Here is a 13,771-nt window from a genome sequence, read left to right on the forward strand (position 1 = left end):
CTTCTTTTCGTCTTGTCCCCAGTATAAAGAAAATCCGCCGGTTTCGGCAGCCTATGTGTCATAGAGCTGCTGAAACCAGCGGTAATATGTTGTTTATTTGCTCTCCGAGCTCTCGCTCTTCCCCAACTCCAACTGCCGGAAGCCCTCGCCGTGGACCTCGTTGGATTGCAGCATGATGATGAAGCAGCCGGGGTCGATGGCCTGCACGGCGTGCTCGATCTCGTAGAGCTGCTTGTTGGAGCAGGCGCAGAGCACGACGTCCTTCGGCTGGCCACCGTAGCCCCCGTGACCCTGCAAAATCGTCGAGCCGCGGTCCGCCACGCGGTCAATTTCCGCGCAGGCGGCCTTGCCGTCATCGGTTACGATCATGGCCAGCATCGAGGACGAGAAGCCGAACATCATCTTGTTGATGACAGCAGACACGATAAAATTAAACATGATACCGTAAATAATGGAATCGACATCCTGGAACACCGCACCGTTGAGCAGGATGACTGCCAGCGCCGCCGCAAACGTGATGTTGCCGAACGGCAGGTGCGGATGCCGTGCCTTGATGCCCATGGTGATGAAGTCAAGGCCGCCGGTGCTCGAGTTGTTCATGTAGATCAGTGCATCGCCGATACCGCCGACCACGCCGCCGCAAATCGTCGCCAACAGGCGGTCCCCCTGGTAGACCGGCATCAGCGGCAGCAGATAGTCCGTAAAGATTGCAAAGAGCACCATGCAGTAGACACTGCGAATAAAGAACGATCTGCCGAGCAATTTATAGGTGCAGAGGATGATGGGGATGTTGATGAGCACATTGCTCAGGCCCATGGGGATGCCGAACAGGCGGTATAAGATGGCGCAGATGCCCGCAACGCCGGTGACCGGGACCTCGGCGGCCACGGCAAAGCTGTAGATACCGGCGGCGGAGATGAAGCAGCCCAGGGTCTGCAAAAGCAGGTTTGTGTATTTGTTTTTCGTCATGGGGGACCCTCCTCAACAAAAAAGCCGGGAGCAAACAATGCTGCTCCCGGCTGAATTTTCAGGTTCAGACGTTCTTTTTGATCTTGGATGCGCTGTAGGTGTTCATGGCGGCGCTGTTCAGGTTGTGATCCAGCGCGGCACCGGCGGCGTAGAGCTCATCCTGGATGGCGTCAGATTTCATGCTGGTCAGCAGGTCGTACATGCTGTCCAGATCCTCGACGGTGTAGGTCTTGAACGGGTCGATCTTGCGGGCGACGAGAACCGTCGTGCCCAGGTCGATGGTCGTCCAGTGGTTCATACCGGCGGCATCCAGCGGGTCGGTCAGGTTGTTGTACTCGTCGCTGCCGTAGCTGCTCAGATCGCTGGGCGTGTACAGCTGGGATGCGGCGTAGTAGACGGCCTGGCTGGCGTCCATCGTGCTGCCCATGGCGGCCATTGCCTCGGGCACGTAGGTCATGGCGGCGGTGTACAGGGCGCTGCTGGACGCAGTCTCGGCAGTGGCAGTCTCGTTCAGCTCGGCCATGCAGCTCTCTGCCGTGGCCATGATGGCGGCCTTCTGGTCGTCATCTGCCATCGAGTAGGTGGAGTAGTTGACCAGAGGGAACTGGACGGCCTCGATGTAGTAGCAGTCGTTGTTGATGTAGTCGGTGTACTCGGCGTCAGTCACGGGGCTTGTGCCGTCGGGACCGTAAGTCATCTTCAGCAGGACTTTGGCCTTCTGGGCGTTGAGCAGGTAGGCCTCCACGCTGGACTTGCTGATACCGTTGGCGGTGTACAGGTCACCGTTGGAGCTCCACAGGCTGTCCGCAGTCTTGGCGGCCTCGGCGGTGGCAGTGTCGTCCAGCACGCCGTTCTGCTCGGCAAACTGCTTTTCCACGGCAGCATAGTACTCAATGGCGCGGGTCGTCAGCTGGGCAACGTAGTCACTGCCGACGGCGGTGACATCCTCGCCGTTGATCGTACCGGTGCAGGTGGCCTTCAGCACGGCCTTGACGTCGGACGCGGTCTCGCCGGTGGCCAGCTCCGCAACACCGGAGGCGGTGTTGTAGGAGTTGTACTGGGCCAGCAGATAGATGCCTGCCGGGATCTCGACCCCGCCGATGGAGCCGACGGTGGACGGCGCGGACATGGCACAGCCAGCCAGCGCCAGCACCATGGAAACAGCCATAGCAAGGCTGAACAGTTTGGTTTTAATGGAACGCATGAATTGGTTCTCCCCTTTATGATTGGCTTTGCGGCACAACGCCGCAGCATAAATGCTATTATACCGCATTTTTGCCGCTATTGCAAGCCCCGCGGGGGTGTGATATACTTGTGAAAAATGTGTGGGGGCACCTATGTAGGGGCCGCTTATATGCGGCCCGCAGTTTTCCCGTGAAAGGCCGACTGTTTTACACGAGCGGGCCCTACAAAACTACCGAGGAGATCCACTATGCTTTTGACCACTGAACTCGACAAATTGTCCGGCACCGACTGGCAGCTGTTTTTTGCGCAGGAGCGCGCAAAGCCGTACTTTGCGGAGCTGGATGCCTTTGTGACGGCGGCTGCGGCGGAAAAAACCGTCTACCCCGCGGCGGAGAACATCTTCGCCGCGTTCCGCGCCTGCCCGGTGTCGGCGGTGCGGGTCGTCATTCTGGGGCAGGACCCCTACCATGAGCCGGGTCAGGCCATGGGGCTGTCCTTCTCGGTGCCGGACGGCTGCAAGGCTCCGCCGAGCCTGCGCAACATTTTTAAGGAGCTGGAGGCCGAGCTTGGCCCCGGCTGTGCCGCACACACCGACCTGACGCTGTGGGCGCGACAGGGTGTGCTGCTGCTGAACACGGTGCTGACCGTGGAGCAGGGCGCGGCCAACGCCCATGCGGGCCGCGGGTGGGAGACGTTTACCCGTGCCGCGCTGGAATACGCCGCCGCCCACGGCACCGCCCCGCTGGCCGCCGTGCTGTGGGGCAAGCCCGCGCAGAAGTACGCGCCGATTTTCAACAGGGCTGCCGCCCATCGCCCGGTGCTGGTGCTGGAATCCGCCCACCCCAGCCCGCTGTCGGCCTACCGCGGGTTCTTCGGCTCGGCGCCGTTCGGCAAGGTGAATGCGTTTTTAAAAAACAACGGTGCAGCGGAAATCGACTGGCGTCTGCCCGCAAACGCAACCCACGGTTGACAGATTGACGGGGTAACTGTATGGTGCGCAACCGGGGAATTTGGTAAGATAAGGTCAGAAAATTTCCGAAAACCCGTAGGTGCGGATTCCATATCCGCCCGCAAGGCCGGCAGCCGTTGACGGGCGCATATAGAATGCGCCCCTACGATTGCCATAAGGCTGCCAAGGAGGAGGCACACCATGACATTTTCCGATAAGCTCATTGCTCTGCGCAAAAAGGCGGGCTGGTCGCAGGAGGAGCTGGCCGAGCGGCTAAACGTCAGCCGCCAGTCGGTCTCCAAGTGGGAGAGCGCACAGTCGATGCCCGACATTGACAAAATTTTACAGTTGAGCAGTTTGTTCAGTGTGACGACGGACTGCCTTTTAAAAGACACGCAGGACGACACGCAGCCTGCCGCGGCACAGACGCCCTCTCCCCTGCCCCGGGTGACGCTGGCGCAGGCGGAGGATTACCTGACCAAGGCACAGGCCAACGCGCCGCAGATGGCGCTGGCGACGGCGCTCTGCATCGTCAGCCCCATTCCGCTGCTGGCGCTGGGTACGGTGAGGGAGCTCGGGCTGCTTGGTTTGGCTGACGATCTGGCGGGCGGCTTGGGGATGATCGCGCTGGTGGTGCTGGTGGCTGTGGCTGTTGTGCTGTTTATGCAGTGCGGCGCGGCGGTGCGGGAATATGAGTTTCTGGAAAAGGAGCCCATCGAGACCGAGCACGGCGTGACAGCGCTGGTGAGGGAGCGCCGCGCCGCCTTTGCGCCGGAGTATGACCGGGCCAACCGCATTGGTGCGGCGCTCTGCATTCTGGCGGCAGTGCCCCTGTTTACGGCTGTGATGGTCGGTGTGTCGTTTTTGATGTCGATGTCCATCTGTCTGCTGTTGGTGCTGGTCGCCTGCGGTGTGTACGCCTTTGTGCGGGTGGGCACGGTGCAGGACGCCATGGATCGGCTGCTGGAGGACGGGGACTTTACCCGTGGGCACAAGGCCGTGAAAGGGCGGCTGACCGCGCTGACTGCGGCCTACTGGCTGGTGGTGGTTGCCATCTTCCTGTGGTACACCTTCGGCCCCAACGGCAACGGCCAGCCGCAGTACAGCTGGTTCATCTGGGCCATTGCGGGCGTGGTCTACGCCGCGTGTGTGGTTGCGGCAAAGGCGTTTGTGAGGAAAAAAGTGTAAAGGCAACAGCCCCTGACCGAGTGATGGTCAGGGGCTTGCCTTATAGATAGCGGTAGGGGCCGGGCATGCCCGGCCCGCGGCTTTCCCGCAAGAGGTCATCTGCCGTACAGCTGCGGGCCGCATATATGCGACCTCTGCAGGGCGTCTCCCTCTGGGGGGGGGACAATTTATTCAAATCAGCCCAAAATGCGCCAGTGCCTTTGCAAGGCCGTCTGCGGTAATGTCGTCGGTGACATAATCCGCGACGGCCTTGGCGGCATCGCAGGCGTTGCCCATGGCGACGCCGATCCCGGCATATTCCAGCATCGTCACGTCGTTGCCGCCGTCACCAAAGGCGATGGACTGCTCCCGCGTCAGGCCCAGATGGGCCAGCGTGTGGGCCAGGCCGTTGGGCTTGCCGCCGCCCGCGGGTAGGATATCGCAAAAATCATCCTCCCAGCGCACAGCCAGGCAGCCGGGGCAGCGGCGCAGGAACTCGGCCTCCTTCTCCGGCGGCAGGAACGCGCTAAGCTGGTAAATATCCTCGTGCTGGATCAGCGCGGCAACATCCCCGGCCCCCAGCTCCAGCTTTTTGGCAAAGTCGCGGCTCAAATCGTTGATAAGGTTGAACCGGCAGAAGTCCTTTCCTACAAAACCGACGGACAGCTGTTCTTTTTCAATGTACGGCAGCAGCGTTTGCAGCGATGCCGCCGGGATGTACTTGGTGTACAGCAGCTCGCCGTCGGCCAGATAGCAGTATTGGCCGTTCATCGTCACATAGCCGTCAAACGGGATGCCGTCCAGCGCGTGCAGGTACGGCAGGTGTACCGGCGGGCGGCCGGTAGCAATAAACGTTTTGACGCCGTTTTTGCGCAGCCGGGCCAGCGCGTCCACCGTTGAGGCGGGCAGGTGCGTGGCCTCAAAAGGAAGCAGCGTGCCGTCAATATCAAAAAATGCGGCCTTGATTTGTGTCATGGCGGTGTTCCTTATTCGCGCTTGAGGCTGCGGCCCATCAGCGCCATCAGCGCGCTGCGGGCCTCGAGCTTGCCGTCCAGAATGGCCTCCACAGCCTGGACGATGGGCATTTCGACCTTATACTGCTTGGCCAGGCGGCAGGCGGCGGGCAGTGCGTTGATGCCCTCAACGACCTGGCCGACCTCGGTCTTGGCCTCCTCCACCGACTTGCCGCGGCCAATCAGCATACCGGCGTGCAGGTTGCGGCTGTGCATACTCGTGCAGGTGACGATCAGGTCGCCCATACCGGACAGGCCCGCAAAGGTTTCGGCCTTGCAGCCCATGGCGATGCCCAGTCGGGACAGCTCGGCGTTGCCGCGGGTGATGAGCGCGGCCTTGGCGTTGTCACCGTAGCCCAGGCCCAGCGCAATGCCGACAGCCAGCGCAATGACGTTCTTGACCGCACCGCCCAGCTCGGTGCCGCGGCGGTCATCGTTGGTGTAGACGCGGAAGGTCGGTGTGGTAAAGACCTTCTGCACGGCTTTGGCGGCGTCCTCGTCGGCACTGGCGGCCACGATGGCGGTGGGCATATCGCGGGCGACCTCCTCGGCGTGGGTCGGGCCGGACAGTGCCACAACGCGCGCTTTGCGCCCGGCCTTGGCAAGCTCATCCTCGATGATCTCGCTCATCGTCATCAGGGTCTTGTCCTCGACGCCCTTGGCGACGTCAACGATTAGCTGGCCCTCCGGGATGTGCGGCGCGGCCTTTTTTGCGGTGGCACGCACAAACGGGGATGGCACGGCAAAGAGCAGGATGTCGCGGCCCGTGCAGGCCTCGGCAATGTCGGCGGTGTAGTGCATTGCGGCGGGCAGCTCCATACCGGGCAGGTTGGGGTGGCGGTGCGTGGTGCTTAAAGACTTCAGCTCGGCGGGGATGGCGCTCCATACGGTGACGTCGCGCCCGTTGGCGGCCAGCAGCCGCGCCAGCGCAATGCCCCAGGTGCCTGCACCGAATACTGCGATTTTTGTCATGGGAATAGTTCTCCTTGTTTGATGAAGTTAGCCGTGCCGCTTGGTAGGGGCCGGACGTATCCGGCCCTCAGCGTGAAAGGCAGAAGAATGCCCACGGGAAGGCCGAGGGCGAGGCATGCCTCGCCCCTACAGGGCATTCCGCCCCAGCAGCGAAGCAAACAGCCGCGGGCGGGGCTTGGGGGCGGGGGCGTCCACGTCCAGATACACCCGCTCATAGCAATTGACGATGCGGGTCGCGCCGTACTGTTGCTCCCGCGGGATGGAGCAGCCGTAGTTCAGATGGATGTGCCCGTGCAGCATCAGTTGCGGATGGTAGCGGTCCAGCAGGACCGAAAACGCTGTAAAGCCGCGGTGCGGCAGGTCGGTCATATCGCCGTAGCCGTGCAGCGGCGCGTGGGTGACCAGTATGTCAATGCCGCCATGGCGGTCGATCTTGCCGCGCAGATGGTTGATGCGCTTTTTCATCTCGGCCTCGGTAAACTGCCAGGCGCCGGTGCGGTAGCGGCAGCTGCCGCCCAGCCCGGCGATGCGCAGGCCGTTGTGTACGTACACGTCGTCATCCAGGCAGATGACGCCCTGCGGCGGGCGGGTGTCGTAGCTCTCGTCATGGTTGCCGTGTACGTACAAAAGCGGTACGGGTGCCATGGTGGCAAGGTATTCCAGATAATGGCGGCTCAAATCGCCGCAGGCAATGATGAGTTCGACGCCCTCGAGCTTGTCGGGGGTGAAGTAGTCCCAGAGGGCCTTGCACTCCTCGTCCGCAACGGCCAGAATCTTCATAGCTCGGCCTCCTTCTCGACGGGAAGAAGATCGCGGTGGATGCCCTGCATCCGGTACATCGGCTTCGAGACCTCGGCCAGCTCGTCATATTCGGGGATGTGGCCGTCAACGGCGTCGCACAACCAGTCCATGTGGGCGATCTGCTCCAGGTCCAGCCCGTGGCGTCCGCTGTTCTTGACGCTGCCGTCCTGCCCGGTGATCCGGCAGTGGAACGGGTCGATCATACCGGAGGTGACGCCGGTGCGCAGGATCTGCGCCAGATGGGTCACATCGGGCGGCAGCTCGCGGCTGAGCAGAACGTCCATGACGCCGCTGTTCATGCCCCACCAGTAGTTGACGGCGCGGCCATCGGTGCCGGACTTGTCCCGCACCCAGCCGCCGTTCAAAACGGTGCGGATGACGTTCTCATAGAACTGGCCCCAGTGCCAGAACGGCGTGGCCAGGTCCTGCAGCACGCCGCCCGGGCGCACCAGAAACGTGCCGAACTCTCGCTGCGGGCGGTTCGGCATCGGTGCGTCGCGGCCCGAGATGACCGTGATGCCCTTCTGGGTAAAGACGTGCAGCGGGTCAATCTGGTCGGGCAGGCAGGTCCATTGCAGGTCGATGCGGACGTTGGGGTTCGTCATCCGCGCGCCGAGCGCGAATGCGTTGATGTTGGCAGGCACGCCGAAGCTGGGGTAGTCGGCCACATAGCCGATGCGGTCCCCGCCCGCCATGGCACCGGCAATCGCGCCGGTGATGAACTTGGCCTCATACACGCGGGTGTAGTAGGTGCGGATGCTGGCGTAGGGCATCTCCATCGAGCAGTTCAGGATGTGTACCTGCGGGTGCCGGACGGCGGCGCGCAGGGACGCGCCTACCAGCTTGGGGCTGGTCGTAAAGACGACATCCGCACCGTCGGTGATGGCCTGCTCGACAAGGGCATCGGCGTTCTTGCCCGGGACGGCGTTGAAGTAGGCTGCCGTCTCGACCTTGCCCTCAAACACAGTGTCCAGCTGGGTACGGCCAAACTCATGCTGGCTTGTCCAGGAGCTGGTGCCGGGGGCGCGCTCATGCACAAAGGCAACCTTCAAATGGCTGGGCGCGGTGTGCTTGCCGGGCAGGATAAAATCCAGCAGGCCGGTCTGCTTCGGGGCGGCGGGCTTGTCGCTGACCTGCACGGGGTCCGATTTCTGCAGGGCCAGCACATCGTCCCACAGGGCGTCGAGCTTTTCGCTCAGCTCGCTGGGACTTAAATTGGCCAGCTCCTCCTTGGTGTAGACGCGCAGCAGCAGCAGCAGCACGTCGCCGACGGTACACTGCAGCCGTGCGCCGCCGTGGGCCAGAAACGCCTTCTTGACCCAGTTGTACAGCGATAAGACCTCGGTTCGATCCTCGCCAGTCCACTTTTCGTCCGGCGCCTTGCCCAGTATTTTTTGCAGGCGGGCATAGCTGCCGGGCTTGGTGAAGGTCAGCAGATAGTTCTGCATGACCGGGTAAAAGTGCATGAACTCGTAGTACATCTGCACGGCGGGGTCGTCGCTGTACTGCGGCACGACGCGAGTGACATTGCCGGTGATGCTGCTGGCGTCAAAATACTTCAGCACGCTGACGCGCTTATTGCCCTCCTGCACGTAGAAGCGGCCCATGTACTCATAGCAGGTGATGGGGTCACGGATGCCCTCATCCAGATGGGACACGCACAGGTTGATCCACTTGGTGGCAAACTCGGTCTTGAGACCGAGCAGCGGCATAAAGTTGGACGCAAACGCCGCTGTGCGGCCCGAGGTCTTGGTACCAACGAGCAGCTCCAGCGGGATCTCTACCTGGCCGAGCGGGATCTGGTTCTCCACAGGGACGTTTTGCAGAATATCGTCCAATACGGGCAAAAACGGCGACTGCCCAGCGTTCATCTTCTCGCGGTAATCGCGCTGGCCCTGTCGAAGGGCTTTCTGGTAGCAATCGATTCCATCTGCACGGTTCACGACCCATCGCCTCCTCAAAACTTATACATTAGCTACAAAATTATTATAGCACATCTGTGCGGAATATACAAAGAATTTTAAAAGGCTTCCCCATCGGGGGAAGCTGTCACCGAAGGTGACTGATGAGGGCTGTACCTGCCGATATTGCCCATGAACGGGTTATGATGGCACACTCGCCCCTCATCCGGCCCTGCGGGGCCACCTTCAGTCTACGCGCTAAGAGCCGCCTCCGGCGGTTGCGCTCCGACACGCGCCTGCGGGCGCAGCCCCCCCCAGGGGGAAGGCTTAAGAGTTGGTATGCACGGCCTTGGGGTAGACCTGATACATCCGGTCATTGCCGTAGTGCTCGTCGAGATAGACCTCGACGCTGTTGGACGCAGGTACGCCGTTCAGGCGGTCATTGTACCGCACAAGTGCGGCGGAGCTGACGGCAATGTCCGCCGCCATAAAGATGCACAGTGCCCAGGTCAGCACTCTGCCGCCGCGGGGCGGCAGCTTCTCGATGCAGGCGGAGATCGGCGGGAACAACACCTTGAACCAGGCAATCGCCGCAAAGCCCCAGAAGAAGCAGTACAGCAGGTTGATGCGCCCGCCCAGGTTGAACGGGATCGCGCTGTAGTCCCAGAACACCGCACCGAAAACGACCTCGGTGAAAACGCTGCACAGGTACTCATACGCACCGCCCAGCAGCGTGCCCATGACGAACAGCCAGCTGGCGGGCTTGTCCTTGTAGCGGTAGAGCAGCTGGGTGACCATGGCGATGGCCAGGCCCCACACGATGGAGAACGGGCCCCACACGACGCTGGAGCGGCTCATCCACTCGCCGCCGGTGACGCGGCAGAAGATCGTCTCGGTGATGTCGCCGAGGAACGCGCCGATGAAGAACAGTAAAATAATTTTATACGGGCTGCACCCGGCGGCAAACGTGTCGGTCTGCTGCCGTTTGGGGCGCACAAAGGTCAGTGCGGGATGAGCCTTCGCCATACGGCGCTCGACGTGGTCGAGAATCCACATGCCGCCGCGGACGGTTAGGTTTGCCAGACGGTTTTCTACAGCCGCGGCGGCGGGCCAGCGGTAGCGAAGACCGGCCATGGCCAGCAGGGTGCCGACCAGATCGACGCAGAACACGACAAGCGCGGCCAGCAGCACAACAACCCAGACGCCGCGCGGCACAAGGCTGTACAGCGCCAGCAGCAGCGGGTTGCCCCATTTGAGCACGACAACGCCGAGCGCACCCCAGGTCAGCGACGCGCCGAGGCAGACATAGCCGTCCAGATTGAACGGCATGGCGCTGTAATCCCACCACCGGGTATGGGTCGTGTACTCCAGAATGTGCCCGCCGATCCACTCGATGACCGTGGCATAGACGGCGCTGAATACAAGCAGGAAGAACCAGCCCTCACGGATGTCGCCGAGGGCAAAGGTGATGACCAGCCCGCCGACGCCGTACAGAAGGCAGAGCGGACCGCTCAGCACGCCGCGGTCCTGATATTTGCGGTGTACGACGGCGGTAAAGAGGACCTCCCCCACCCAGCCGAGGAACGAGTAGGCGAAGAAGAGAAAAACAATTTGATAGAAGGTCATAGGGGGCTCTCCTGTAAGTGAGAAAATTATCGGGTGGAATGGCTTCCCCCAAGGGGGAAGCTGTCAGCGGCCCCGCCCGCTGACTGATGAGGGGAAAGCCTTGCGGATATTGCCCGTAAATGGGTGGCAGAGGCAGACTCGCCCCTCATCCGGCCCTGCGGGGCCACCTTCCCCCCCAGGGGGGAAGACTTTAAGAGTTTTGCTTCTCCCTCTCCCGCTTGCTGAACACGCACCCGCAGTAATCCTGCCGGTACAGGCCGTACTCGGCGCTCAACTGTAAGCTGCGCTTGTAGCCGTCCTTTTTGCGGAACTCACTGGGCAGGAACGGCACGCCGTACTGCCTGCCCAGCTCGGTGCCAAGCTCGTTCAGCCGCACGGGGTCCTTCATCGGGGAGATCGAGAGCGTTGTGCAGTACCAGTCAAAGCCGTGGTCGGCGGCATAGCGGGCGGCCTGCTCCAGCCGCAGCCGATAGCAGACCGTGCAGCGTGCGCCCTTCTCCGGCTCGTTTTCCAACCCCTTCACGGCGGTATAGAACTCCTGCGGGTCGTAGGGCAGCTCCACCACGGGGTAGTGATACCCGGCCTGCTCGACAAAGCGTTCCAGCTCGGCCTCGCGGCGGTGGTATTCCTCCGGCGGGTAGATGTTGGGATTGTAGTAAAGAATGGTCAGGTCAAAGTGCGCGGACAGGCGCTCCAGTGTCGCGCTCGAGCACGGCGCACAGCAGGCGTGCAGCAGCAGCTTCGGGCGGGTGCCGTCCAGCGTGCGCAGGACCTTTTCCATTTCAAGCTGATAGTTGATGCGGTTGGGCATGGGTAGTGACCTCGTTTACACAGTGGCAGGGGTGCGGCGCTTGCGGCGGGCAAAAGCGCCGCAGCCGATGACCCCCAGCAGGCTGACGGCGGAGAGTACCTCAAACGCGCGCCAATACCCGGGGGCGTGGTACCGGACATGGATCGTGCCGGTGTAGCCCGCGGGGATCGTCAGTACGATGCGCATATTCTCGCCGCTGGTGATGGCAAACGGCGCGCCGCTCTCGTCGGCGGCATAATAATTGCCGTAGTTGTAGATGGGCAGCGAGATGGCCGCCTCGCCGCCGTCGTTCTCGACGCTGACATAGGCGACGCCCTCACGCTTTTCATAGCTGATAAGGTGCAGGTCGCCGCTGGCGGGCTTGGGCTGTGCCCAGATGGCCTCATAGGAGCTGGCGCCGTCGATGAGGTATTCCGCCGTGCCGACGGAGTTGATGGTGGCGTTCTGGTTGTAGGTCGCGTAGGAGCTTTCGCCCTGGGCGCTCATGATGTTCGTCTCGGTGATGCTGGCGGTCAGCAGCGCGGCGCAGACAAGCCCCGCGGCGGCCAGTGCGGCGCGGCGCTCCGGCAGCAGCTGCAGCGCAAACAGCGCAGCGGCGCAGAGCAGCAGCGTGCCCAGCGAGAGAAAGCGGAACGGGAACTGGAACATTCCCACGACCTTGCCGACGGCGGGGCCGAACCAGCCCTCGACAAAATCCCACGGGAAGGCGTGGAGCGAGAGCACGAGCGTCAGCACGGCAAAGCCGGTGGTGGTGTACAGGTGCTTTGCCGCGGGGCGTGTGTCCCCGCGGGCCTGGGTGCGCCACAGGCAGTAAAACGCCAGCGCAAGCGCCAGCAGCAGCGGCAGACCGGGGGTCAGCGCCATGTCGTGGGTCGTGCCCTCCGCGGAGGAGCCGCCCGCCGTGCCGAAGAAGCTGAACAGTTGCACGGCGTACAGGCCGTGCTTTTGCAGCTTACCGACCAGATCACTGCGGTTGACAAGGAACGGGATGGAGCGGGTGGAAATAAAAAACGGGAAAAGATACCACGCGCTCAGCCCCACAGCCAGCAGCGCGGCCTTGACCCAGGCCAGCAGCCGCGCGGGGCGGAGAGTCTCCCGCAGGCGCAAAAGACAAAACAAAATCAGCAGCAGCGCCGTCAGCTCACAGGAGAGCAGATGGCTCTGCACCATGGCCGCCATGCCCAGCGCCATCGGCAGCCAGTCCCCGAAGCGGGGCCTGTCGCTGGTGTAGATGCCGTACAGACCCAGCAGCACGAGCGGGAAAAACGCCATGGCCGTGAACTCGCCGACGGCGGCGCGGGTGTAGACGCAGGTCAGCCGGTAGGCGGACAGCGTGTAGAGCAGTGCCCCCAGCAGGCCCAGCCGACGGCTGGCCGTGATTTTGGCAAAGCTGAAATAGGCGATCAGGCAGGTCGCCAGCGTGACCGCAAAGAGGTAGACCTGGTAGCAGGTGCGCAGCGGCAGCCACAGATTGTAGAGCAGCGCGGGCAGCAGCAAAAACAGCTCACAGTAGCAAAGCGGGCTGGCGTAGCCATAGCCGTTCAGCGTGGTCGTGGTCAGCCGCACCGGGAACTGCCCGTAGGACAGCTCCGCAGCCATGGCGGCGATGCGCTGCATGTGAAATTCCAAATCATGGCCGAAGTACAGATAGTTGCTGAACAGCGGCAGGCAGGCCAGCAGCGCGATGCCCGCCAGCGCCAGCGGCAGACGCAGCGCACGGCGGCGGGCAGCGCCCCGCTCCCCCACATGGGCAAACAGGAGCAGCAGTGCGGCGTCTGCGGCGGCAAACAGCACAAGGAAGCAGAGCAGCCGCGCCGCGCGGTAGATGGGCTGCTCGGTCAGGGTGATGCTGTAAATGTACAGCTGGCCCTGGTCGTAGGTGACGGTGGCGGTCAGGTCCTGCATCCGCGCACCGAAGCCGACCCAAAGCCGGGTCGTCAGGCTGCGGTGGCAGTCGTCCAGCCGCAGCGCGTCAAAGGTCACGGCGGCGGGGCTGCGTTCACTGGCAAAGGTCAGCGACCCGGCAGCGTTGAGCATATTAAAGGTGGGCGCGTCGGGTGTCTGGCAGGAAAAATAACGGACTGTGACCTCATACGCGCCGGAGGGCAAAGCGATATTGTCTGCCGAGAAGGTCATCGGGTCGTCGCTGTGATAGCCGATCTGGTTCCAGATTTTTAAGCCGTCGTCGTCCGCGGCGGCAATGTCGGGCAGGGTATTTGTAAAGTCGCCGGGCGTCAGCGCCAGCTTATACGGCGCGCCGAACAGCCCGGCTGCCAGCGCACAGACAACGGCCAGCTCGGCGGCCAGCAGCGCCGCAAACAGCCGGTTGCGGCGGCAAAAGGCAATAAAGTGTTTCATCCGGGGCTCCCTCACAGTT

General features: G+C 62.5%; 11 protein-coding genes. 2 read left to right on the plus strand and 9 right to left on the minus strand.

Annotated elements, in window-relative coordinates; all coding sequences use genetic code 11:
• Positions 1 to 93: 93 nt before the first annotated feature.
• On the minus strand, positions 94 to 969 hold the full coding sequence (locus tag B5D32_RS00910) for a YitT family protein (protein WP_078783196.1): 876 nt from the start codon (positions 967 to 969) through the stop codon (positions 94 to 96).
• Positions 970 to 1,033: 64 nt separating this feature from the next.
• Entirely contained in the window at positions 1,034 to 2,173 is a 1,140-nt protein-coding gene (locus tag B5D32_RS00915; RefSeq protein ID WP_078783197.1) for a hypothetical protein, read from the minus strand.
• A gap of 228 nt (positions 2,174 to 2,401) precedes the next feature.
• Between B5D32_RS00915 and B5D32_RS00920 the strand changes: the two genes are divergently transcribed.
• Together B5D32_RS00920 and B5D32_RS00925 are read left to right on the plus strand one after the other, a co-directional pair.
• Entirely contained in the window at positions 2,402 to 3,124 is a 723-nt protein-coding gene (locus B5D32_RS00920) for a uracil-DNA glycosylase (protein WP_078783198.1), read from the plus strand.
• 180 nt (positions 3,125 to 3,304) lie between these two features.
• Positions 3,305 to 4,291, plus strand: a complete 987-nt coding sequence (locus tag B5D32_RS00925; RefSeq protein ID WP_078783199.1) for a helix-turn-helix domain-containing protein — start codon at positions 3,305 to 3,307, stop codon at positions 4,289 to 4,291.
• Positions 4,292 to 4,462: 171 nt separating this feature from the next.
• Here B5D32_RS00925 and B5D32_RS00930 read toward each other — a convergent pair whose 3' ends face one another.
• The 7 genes from B5D32_RS00930 to B5D32_RS00960 all read right to left on the minus strand — a co-directional run bounded on the left by B5D32_RS00930 (position 4,463) and on the right by B5D32_RS00960 (position 13,752).
• Positions 4,463 to 5,245, minus strand: a complete 783-nt coding sequence (locus B5D32_RS00930; protein ID WP_078783200.1) for a Cof-type HAD-IIB family hydrolase — start codon at positions 5,243 to 5,245, stop codon at positions 4,463 to 4,465.
• 11 nt (positions 5,246 to 5,256) lie between these two features.
• Positions 5,257 to 6,255 carry an NAD(P)H-dependent glycerol-3-phosphate dehydrogenase gene (locus B5D32_RS00935; protein ID WP_078783201.1) on the minus strand — a complete coding sequence of 333 codons (999 nt, stop codon included), beginning with the start codon at positions 6,253 to 6,255 and terminating at the stop codon, positions 5,257 to 5,259.
• A 126-nt stretch (positions 6,256 to 6,381) separates the two neighbouring features.
• Positions 6,382 to 7,035, minus strand: coding sequence for a metallophosphoesterase family protein (locus tag B5D32_RS00940; RefSeq protein WP_078783202.1), 654 nt, complete (start codon positions 7,033 to 7,035; stop codon positions 6,382 to 6,384).
• Positions 7,032 to 8,999 (minus strand): BMP family ABC transporter substrate-binding protein, encoded by a 1,968-nt coding sequence (locus tag B5D32_RS00945; RefSeq protein ID WP_078783203.1) that lies wholly within the window; start codon positions 8,997 to 8,999, stop codon positions 7,032 to 7,034. Before B5D32_RS00945 ends, B5D32_RS00940 begins: the two co-directional genes overlap by 4 nt.
• A gap of 285 nt (positions 9,000 to 9,284) precedes the next feature.
• Positions 9,285 to 10,583 carry a putative ABC transporter permease gene (locus B5D32_RS00950; RefSeq protein ID WP_078783204.1) on the minus strand — a complete coding sequence of 433 codons (1,299 nt, stop codon included), beginning with the start codon at positions 10,581 to 10,583 and terminating at the stop codon, positions 9,285 to 9,287.
• A gap of 190 nt (positions 10,584 to 10,773) precedes the next feature.
• Positions 10,774 to 11,394 (minus strand): epoxyqueuosine reductase QueH, encoded by a 621-nt coding sequence (locus B5D32_RS00955; protein ID WP_078783205.1) that lies wholly within the window; start codon positions 11,392 to 11,394, stop codon positions 10,774 to 10,776.
• A gap of 15 nt (positions 11,395 to 11,409) precedes the next feature.
• Entirely contained in the window at positions 11,410 to 13,752 is a 2,343-nt protein-coding gene (locus tag B5D32_RS00960) for a putative glycosyltransferase family protein (protein WP_078783206.1), read from the minus strand.
• Positions 13,753 to 13,771: the final 19 nt, after the last annotated feature.

It is taken from the genome of Gemmiger formicilis (assembly GCF_900167555.1).
Lineage (GTDB): Bacteria > Bacillota > Clostridia > Oscillospirales > Ruminococcaceae > Gemmiger > Gemmiger formicilis.